Annotated in this window: 7 protein-coding genes; 6 read left to right on the top strand and 1 reads right to left on the bottom strand. The window is 62.5% G+C overall.

Annotation, left to right across the window (positions count from 1 at the left end; translation table 11 throughout):
• Positions 1-82: 82 nt before the first annotated feature.
• The 6 genes from JHD73_RS10140 to JHD73_RS10165 all read left to right on the top strand — a co-directional run bounded on the left by JHD73_RS10140 (position 83) and on the right by JHD73_RS10165 (position 8,554).
• Positions 83-2,200, top strand: coding sequence for a glycosyl transferase family protein (locus JHD73_RS10140; protein ID WP_199030162.1), 2,118 nt, complete (start codon positions 83-85; stop codon positions 2,198-2,200).
• Positions 2,197-3,951, top strand: coding sequence for a bacteriophage N4 adsorption protein A (locus tag JHD73_RS10145; RefSeq protein WP_199030163.1), 1,755 nt, complete (start codon positions 2,197-2,199; stop codon positions 3,949-3,951). The genes JHD73_RS10140 and JHD73_RS10145 overlap by 4 nt, the downstream gene beginning before the upstream one ends.
• Before the next feature lie 234 nt (positions 3,952-4,185).
• Entirely contained in the window at positions 4,186-5,445 is a 1,260-nt protein-coding gene (gene wecB, locus JHD73_RS10150; protein ID WP_199030164.1) for a non-hydrolyzing UDP-N-acetylglucosamine 2-epimerase, read from the top strand.
• Positions 5,446-5,454: 9 nt separating this feature from the next.
• Complete coding sequence (locus tag JHD73_RS10155; protein WP_199030165.1) at positions 5,455-5,907, top strand: hypothetical protein; 453 nt, start codon at positions 5,455-5,457, stop codon at positions 5,905-5,907.
• Between the two features lie 14 nt (positions 5,908-5,921).
• Positions 5,922-7,649 (top strand): DUF2334 domain-containing protein, encoded by a 1,728-nt coding sequence (locus JHD73_RS10160; protein ID WP_199030166.1) that lies wholly within the window; start codon positions 5,922-5,924, stop codon positions 7,647-7,649.
• Positions 7,650-7,651: 2 nt separating this feature from the next.
• Positions 7,652-8,554, top strand: a complete 903-nt coding sequence (locus JHD73_RS10165) for a hypothetical protein (RefSeq protein WP_199030167.1) — start codon at positions 7,652-7,654, stop codon at positions 8,552-8,554.
• Here the strand turns inward: JHD73_RS10165 and JHD73_RS10170 are convergent.
• Positions 8,544-9,034, bottom strand: a 491-nt coding sequence (locus tag JHD73_RS10170; protein ID WP_233176880.1) for a mechanosensitive ion channel family protein, incomplete at its 5' end; no start/stop codon positions are given. The genes JHD73_RS10165 and JHD73_RS10170 overlap by 11 nt on opposite strands.

Below are 9,034 nucleotides of genomic sequence, written 5' to 3' on the forward strand. Positions count from 1 at the left end.
CCTTGGGGGAAGCAATGAGCGCCATAGCGCAAAGCGGGGGAGCGGCCGGGCACCTTTTTGACGCCGGCGCGTGGGAGGGGCCATGAGCGATGTGCCATGGGAAATCTACCTGGCGTTGCTCAACACGCTGACGGTGGCGACCACGCTCGTCATCCTCATCAGCACCGCCGACGATTTCTTTCTGGACGCCTTCTACTGGGTGCGGGAACTGTGGCTCTGGCCGCAGCGCGGTCGCACGCCCGTCACCATCTCGGCCCAGGCGCTACGCGAGCGCGAGGAGCGGTGGCTGGCCATCATGGTGCCGGCCTGGAAGGAGTACGACGTTATCGCCAAGATGGTGGAGAACACCTTGGCGACGATGGAGTACACGCACTTCATCATTTTTGCCGGGGCCTACCGCAATGATGCGGAAACCACCACCGAGGTCGAGCGCATGGTGCGCCGCTATCCGGGGCGCGTGGTGCGGGCGGCTGTCACGCACGACGGCCCCACCTGCAAGGCCGACTGCCTGAACACCATCATCCAGACCATCATCCGCCACGAGGCAGGCCACGGCATCCGCTTTGCGGGCGTGATCATGCACGACTGCGAAGACGTGATTCACCCGCTGGAGCTGAAGTATTTCAATTACTTCATCGGCGATCAGGATCTCGTGCAGCTGCCAGTGCTCTCGCTTGAGCGCAAGTGGTACGAGTGGGTGGCCGGCACTTACATGGATGACTTCTCAGAGACACACCAAAAGGATCTGGTGGCGCGTCAGGCCCTGACCGGCACGGTGCCGGGGGCAGGTGTGGCGCTGTGCTACAGCCGTCGTGCCATTGAGGCCGTGATGAAGGTGCGCGGTGATTCGCCCTTCAATACCAGCACGCTGACTGAGGACTACGACTTCAGCTTCCGCCTGCGTGAATTGGGCATGCGTGAAGCCTTCGTGCACTTCCCGATCTGTGAAAACGCGGCGCCTACTGAAGACGCCGAGGGCAACACGCGCACGCGCTGGCGTCTTGGGCGCCGCCGTGGCGTGCGCCCGCAGCTGCTGGCTACGCGAGAGTATTTCCCCAGCACTTTCCGAACCGCCTACCGGCAACGTGCGCGCTGGGTACTCGGCATTGCATTCCAGGGTTGGCTGCAGATGGGGTGGAAGGGCAACCTCATCACCCGGTACATGTTCTTCCGTGACCGCAAGGGTGTGGTGACCGCACTGTTTTCGATCCTGGCGTATGTGCTCTCGCTCAACTATCTGGTGATTGGTGCGCTGCTGGTTAAGGGATGGGTTGCGATTCCGGATGGCTCTTTCGTGGTCGGCTCTGCATGGATGCAGGACTTGCTGGCCGTCAACGCAACGCTGCTGTTCAACCGGCTGGCGCAGCGCGTGTATTTTGTCGGGCGCCTGAATGGTCCGCTGCAGGGCGTGCTGTGCTTGCCCAGGCTGGTGGTGAACAACTTCATCAACTTCTTCTCGGTATGCCGGGCGTGGAAGATCTTCCTGATCTATTGCCTGACCGGTAAGCCGATCGCGTGGGACAAGACCCAGCACACCTACCTGTCGAACGACGCGCTCGGCCGCACACGCTGCATGCTGGGTGAAACGTTGCTCAAATGGGAAGTGCTGACGCAGGCGCAGCTTGATGCGGCTTTGGCCATACAACACGAAACCGGCCGCCGGCTCGGGACCATCCTGGTCCAGCAAGGGCTGATCACGCCCGACACGCTGGCCGATGCGCTGGCCGAGCAGGTTGACCTGCCGCGCGTGAGCCTGACCAACGTCGTGTTGGGCGCATTGGCGGATTGTCTGCCGCGCGACCTGGCTGTGCGGCATCACGTGGTGCCGTTTTCCATTGGCGAGGACGGCTCGCTGAATGTCGCCGTGTCGGAGTTGCCCAATGGTGAAGTGTTGGACGAGTTGGCCCGCGCGGCCGGGCGCAAGGTTGCGTGCTTCATGGCATGCGACCACGAGATGTCGGCCGAGTTGATGCTGATGGCTGACCCCAATCGCCGTGCCACCGTCGTATTTGGCCCAGCGGCGTATTCGGCTACGCTAGCCGTTGAATCCATGACGGGCGCCGGCCCGGCAGTAGCAGGCACGGCATCCGCAACCGAGGCTCCCCCCATCCCCCCGATACCTTCGGGGCCGGTCTTGCAAGGTCTGGCCTCCGGCCCTGAGGTACACCCCAATCCATCTGTTGCGGGAGGTGTGGCATGACTACCGAGAGAACCATCCGTTCCACCCCGCGCCGCGCAGGTTGGCCGATCAGGTGGCCCATCGCTGCCGCAGTTTGGGCGCTATGTCATGGTGTATCCATGGCGGAGCAGACGGCGCAACCGCTTCAGCCCGACGCGTACTTCCGCGCAGACCGCGCTTACCATGCGATCGACGCCAACAAGCTCGATGATGCCGAAGCCGCCACGCGCGCCGCGTTGGTCGTGCAGCCTGACAGCCTGCAACTGAACCTGCTGCTGCTCGATGTGCTTACGCGCAAAGGCCAGTTGGATGCGGCGCGCACGCAAGCCGATGCCCTCGTGCAGAAGTACCCCAACGAGCCGCGCGTGTATGCGCAGCACGGGTTCCTCGCGCAGAAGGCGAATGACCCGGCCACGGCCGAACAGGATTTCGCCCGTGCCGTCCAGGGCACGGACTGGACACCGCAGGAGCAGCGCAACCTGCGCCTTGCGTGGTCGGACAGCGCGTATTCAGCCAAGCACCCGCAGGCTGCGCTGGATGCACTGACGCCGCTGCAGGATCAACCCGACCCTGACGTGCAACTGCGTCTCGCGCAATCGCGGCTGCAGTTGGGCGATCGCGCTGGCGCTGCCCAGGCTGCCAAGCTGGCTGCCGAACGCGCGACAGACCCTGCCCGTCAACATTACGCACAAGCACTGCTTGCCCAGGCGATGGCACCGCAGGCGCAAAGTCCGGTTGCACCGGTTGACGACTCGCGCGTTGCCGGCCAGCGCGCGTTGAACGAAGCCTATGACCACCTGCGGGCACGCGATGACCGTGCAGCGCTCGCAGCCTTTCAGCGCGGTTTCGCTACGGGGCAGGGCAACTGGAGCCACTACGCGGATGCCGCCTACGCTGCCAAGCGCCTGGGCGACAACCCGACCGCCATCACGCTGTTCCGCAAGAGCCTGGACGTAGCCGATACCGACGCCAATACCAAGAGCGACGTTGGCGGCAATGGCAATGACAGCCTTCCCGCTGACCGCCGCTTCGGCTATCGCCGCGAGGTGGAGCAGATGCAGCGCACCTGGGGCATGGTGCTGTCCGGCGCGTACCAGACATCGGCGTTTGGCCTGCCCAACACGGTAAGCGTGCTGCAGGGGGGCGCGGAGGTCTACTGGCAGCCTCCCGGCATCGGCTATCGAGACGGCAGCATCTTCCAGCTCTTCGTGCGCGGTTACGACAACCTTTATGACGGCAACGGCATCGCCGGCCTGCCGACGGCGCAAGGGTCGGTGGGGGCGCGCTATAAGCCGATCAAGGATCTCAATCTGGTGTTCACCGCCGAGCGGTTGATCCGCATCGGTACCCAGTCTGTCAATGACACGCTGCTGCGCATCGGCTTCTCCACCGACCAGGGCATCGACCTGCAGGTCACCAAACCGCGCTGGCAGACCTGGCAGGCGTATGGGGAAGGCGCGTACTTTCTCAATCAGGGCCGCATGATCATCAGCACCGAAGCGCGCTACGGCCACACCTGGTTACTCAACTCGATCAGCGATCATCTGACGGTCTATCCGCACGTGGTACTGGCTGGTGACCACGACAACAAGGCCACCGACCGGCAACTCGCGCTGGGTATCGGCCCCGGCATCAACTTTCGCTACTGGTTTCGAGAGACGCAATACAGCGCCCCGGCCAGTTGGCTGGATCTCACCGTGCAATACCGTCTGCCCCTGACCCACGCCGACCGGGCGAAGGGCGTAGTAGCGCGCGCCATCCTTTGGTTCTAGCGGCCAGGAGCCCAGGTGTCACGGATGAAACGATTTTGATCAACGAGGGGTACGGGCAACGACGATGAAGGGCAGTGGTGCACGCGCGATGGCGTCGTAGCGCCAGGGCAAGACCAGGCGGGATACATGGCACGACCTTCGCTCTAGGGTGAAATCTGCGCCGGTGTCAGAAGCGACGCGCTCGTCGTCGCGCTTGGAGTGACCAGCCGATGCAAATGACATGGGGAGAGCAAGATGACCGGGAAGATTTTGACAGTGTTCGGCACGCGGCCAGAGGCGATCAAGATGGCGCCGCTGGTAAAGGCGTTGCAAGCCGAGGCAGGCTTCACGTCGGCGGTGTGTGTGAGCGCGCAGCACCGGCAGATGCTCGATCAGGTCTTGCAGCTCTTCGGCATCGTGCCGGAGTTTGATCTGAACCTGATGCAGCCTGGGCAGACGTTGTCGGGCATCACCTCCAGCGTGCTGGGCGGCATCGACGGCGTACTGGATGCTTTCCAGCCCGACGCCGTGCTGGTGCATGGCGACACCACCACCACACTGGCCGCCAGCCTTGCAGCGTTCTACCGGCGTATCCCCGTGGGGCATGTCGAGGCAGGATTGCGCACGGGCAACATCTGGTCTCCGTGGCCGGAGGAGCTGAACCGCCGCGTGACCGATTCCGTGACCACTTGGCACTTTGCACCAACAGCTGAATCGCGCCAGAACCTGCTGGATGAAGGCATCGACCCGAGCCAGGTCACGCTCACCGGCAACACCGTTATCGACGCACTGCTGTCTGTGAAACGGCGCCTGGATGCCGATGCGGCGCTATCGGCGGAGATGGCTGCGCGCTATCCATTCTTCGACGCGGGGCGGCGGATGATTCTCGTGACCGGGCATCGGCGCGAAAACTTTGGCGAGCCGTTCGAGAACTTCTGCGTGGCGTTGCGCTTGCTGGCGGCGCGCCACCCGGATCTGCAGATCGTCTATCCGGTGCATCTGAACCCGAACGTGCAGCAGCCGGTGAATGCCATCCTGGCAGGCCATGACAACGTTCATCTGATCGCGCCGCAAGACTACTTGCCGTTCGTCTACCTGATGGACCGAGCCTATCTGATCGTCACCGATTCCGGCGGCATTCAGGAAGAGGCGCCTGCGCTGGGCAAACCGGTGCTGGTGACGCGTGACACAACCGAGCGGCCCGAGGCCGTGGCTTCCGGCACCGCACGCCTGGTTGGCACCGATACACAGCGCATCGTGGCGGAAGCCGAAACGCTCCTGCAGGACTCCGACGAATACCAGCGCATGGCGCAAGCCCACAACCCATATGGCGATGGCCACGCATGCCGTCGCATCGTCGATGCATTGAAAGCGGCCTTCGAGGCGCCCGCCAAGGTGGTGGCGCGTGGCCCGCAACTCGTTCGCAAGCCGGCCACCGAGGCCGAGATCATCAATCTGGAAGCGGCACGCGCCACGGCGCTTGAGGCTGCGTCTGCGCAACGCCTGAACGGCTAGGAGGCTTGGATGAAAGCGAAACGCATCGGGGCTGGCATCTTGCTGGCCTCCGCCCTGGTTGCCGGATGGCTGGTGTTGGCGCCACCGTGGGCCGGCAATGCGGGGGTTCCTGCCGTGGTTACAGGGGGTTCTGAGCAGCGCAATCCCAGCATGGATGCAGACAAGGCAAAGCCTGCATCCGCTTCCCCCAATGGCACGGTCGTGGCCGGGCAGCCCGCACAGGCAGCTGTTGTGGCTGTGGCCACACACAAGCCCGTGACCGGGGGCGGACGCGCCTACGGCTACGGCGTCATGGATGAAAACGGGCAGGTCGTTCCGCCGCCGCGCCCACCTGGCATGACCGAAATCCGTCCCGGCATGCCAGAGAACGAGCCAACCGGCACGGAACGTGGCCACGACCGTGGTCCCAACTTCAACCTCGGGCTCTACCGCCAAGCGGATGGCTCGGTGTATCGCCCATGAGTCGGAGAGCCATCATGAAATCGATGTTTCGTAAGTTCCTATGCGCACTGATCTTTGCGGGCAGCCTGCTCGGCATCTCGCTGACCGGGCCAGCGCAGGCGTCCACTTGCACCATTGGGCTCGGGCCCATTTGCGTGACGGTCGGCACAACGGCTTCGGCGCAGACCACGCCGGCTCCCATCCTGGTGTTGTACGATGCGCCCGCCAATGACCAGTACACCAACCTGGGCAAGGCGTACGCGATCATGCTGTACAACCTGCTCGCGCACTTCAATACCACCATCACGATGCTGCCCGTGCAGAATTACACGGCTGGCATGACCGAGCAGTACACCGCCACGTTCTATATGGGCAGTTATTACGCCAACCCTATACCGGCGGCGTTCCTGTCCGACGTGAGCACCACGCAAAAGACTGTCGTCTGGTTCAAGTACAACCTGTGGGAGCTGGCCTGGAACACGGCGTATCCGTTCACCTCGCGCTATGGCATCACATTCTCCAGCCTCGCCGGCATGAATGCTGCGCCGTCGGCTAGTGCCCCCAACCCTGGTTTCTACGATACGGTCACGTACAAGAACCAGACCATGACCAAGTACTACGCCTTCAACGCCACGACCGGGGCCATTTCCGCAGATCCGGACATTGGCGTGACTGCGGTGGCCGACGCCACCAAGGCCACGGCTCTGGTGACCATCTCTAACTCGGTCAATCCCACCGCATATCCGGCCGTGCCGTACGTAATCCGCTCCGGCAATTTCTGGTACTTCGCCGACATGCCGTTCTCGTTCATCGGACCGCGTGATCGCTATCTGGTGGTCTGCGACATGCTGCACGATATTCTCGGCACCAACGCGCCGACGCAGCATCGTGCGCTGGTCAGGTTGGAGGACCTCAACGCCACCAATACCGTATCGTCGATCGAAACGCTGGCAGGCTATCTGTACGGCAAGAAGATCCCGTTCTCGCTTGCAACCATCCCGCTCTACACCGACCCGAATGGCGTCTACAACGGTGGCGTGGCACAGACCATTCACATGGTCAATGCGACAGGGTTGAAACAAGCGCTCAACTACTCGATTGCACGCGGCGGCAAGCTCCTGATGCACGGTTACACGCACCAGTACAGCAATATCCCCAACCTTGTGAACGCCGTCAGCGCGAACGACTACGAGTTCTGGCTCGCTACGTTGAACCGGCCGGTGAATGAGGATTCAACGCAGTGGGCGGCAGGACGCCTGTCTGCCGGGTTACTGGAGTTGCAGCTCAACGGCTACACGCCGTTTGCATGGGAGGCACCACACTACCAATCCTCTCCACTGGCCATTGCGGCGGTGCCGAAGTACTTCAAGAACACATACCAACGCGTGGTGTACTACACGTCAAGCAACCCGCAGACGTTGAATGCAACCACGCCGGGCCATGACTTCTCGGTCGGCCAGTTCTTCCCCTACATCATTCAGAAGGACTACTACGGCCAGCGCGTGATTCCTGAGAACCTGGGTAACGTGGAGTACAACATCTGCAATATCGACCCGTCGTCGTGCCTGACGTACACCGCACAGGACATCCTGACGAACGCCAACTATGCGCTGGTTGTGCGCGATGGTTTTGCTTCGTTCTTCTTCCATCCATTCTGGCTTGAACCCGATCTTGGTACGCCAGGCTATGCGGACTTCCAAACCATCATTACCGGCATCACCAACCTGGGCTTTACCTGGGTAGATGCCAGCACGGCGCAGTAGTCATGCGCTGGATGCGCTCGATACTGGCGGCAGCAACGCTGGTGTTGGGCGCCTCCACAAATGCCGCGGGGCCGGTGGGCACATTGCCTGCCGGCCCCGCGCCGCTATATGGCGTGACGGTGGATGCGGTGGACAACGTGCCCGCCGTGGTCGATGCGCTCTCGCACCTGTCACGCACGCCCACCGTGCGCATCGTCTTTGATGAAGGGATGGACGCACCGGACTACGCCGCGCCTGTCGCTGCCATCCGGCGCGTGGCCTACGTGATGGGCGAGCTGGTCGATTCGTCCACGCTCAGGCAAATCACCGTGCAGCAGATGCGCGAGCGCGCCAGCACATACGTTGATGCGCTGGGCCGTAACGTCGACATCTGGGAAGTCGGCAACGAGATCAACGGCGAGTGGACCGGCAGCACGCGCGATGTCATCGACAAGACGCTGGCCGCTTACGACGCCATCAAGCAGCGCGGTGGCCGCACGGCGCTCACGCTCTACTACAACGAAGGCTGCGCTGAAACGCCATCACGCACCATGTTTGACTGGACCGAGCACAATTTGCCGCCAAGCCTGCGCAATGGCGTGGACTATGTATTCATCAGCTTTTACGAAGACGATTGCAAGATCGCACCGCCCGACTGGAACGCCGTATTCGACCACCTTGGAAGCCTGTTTCCGCAGGCGATGCTTGGCTTTGGAGAGGTCGGCACACGCCATGCGGCAGGCAAGGGCACATTGATCGCGCACTACTACGGCTTGTCGATTGCGCATCCGCGATTCGTTGGCGGCTATTTCTGGTGGTACTTCCGGCAGGACATGGTGCCGCGCACGCGACCGCTCTGGCGCAGCATCGACGCGGCCTTTCAGTCGATGCCAGCCAAACTGTTGCGAACGTCGCCTACGCCCTAGCCCGTGTGCCTGGGTACTGCAGACCTTGCGGCGGCTGTCCATGGGTCTGCCCATCGGGCTCGACGGGTTCACCATGGCGTCGCACAAGCTGGATGGTGCGGGTCGGCAGTGCGAAGGCTGCCCCGAGGTTCTGCAGCTCTTCAAGAATCGCCAGGTTGATGCGCTGCTGGATATCCATGTAGAGGTTGAAATCGGGGCTGGTCACGAAGTACACCACCTCGAAGTTCAGCGCGTTCTCGCCAAATTCCTTGAAGTGCGCACGATCGAAGCGCGTATCTCCCGCCGTCTCGACGGCGTGGCGCACGATGTCCGGGATCTTCTTCAACTGCGCGGCACGCGCGTCGTACGTCACCCCGAACGCGAACACGATGCGTCGTTCCTGCATCCGCTTGTAATTGTGGATCGTACTTTTGAGTAACGCAGTGTTGGACGTCACGATCTCTTCGCCCGAGAGGCTGCGGATGCGTGTGGTCTTGAGCC

Origin of the sequence: Ralstonia sp. ASV6, assembly GCF_016429285.1 — a bacterium.
GTDB lineage: Bacteria > Pseudomonadota > Gammaproteobacteria > Burkholderiales > Burkholderiaceae > Ralstonia > Ralstonia flaminis.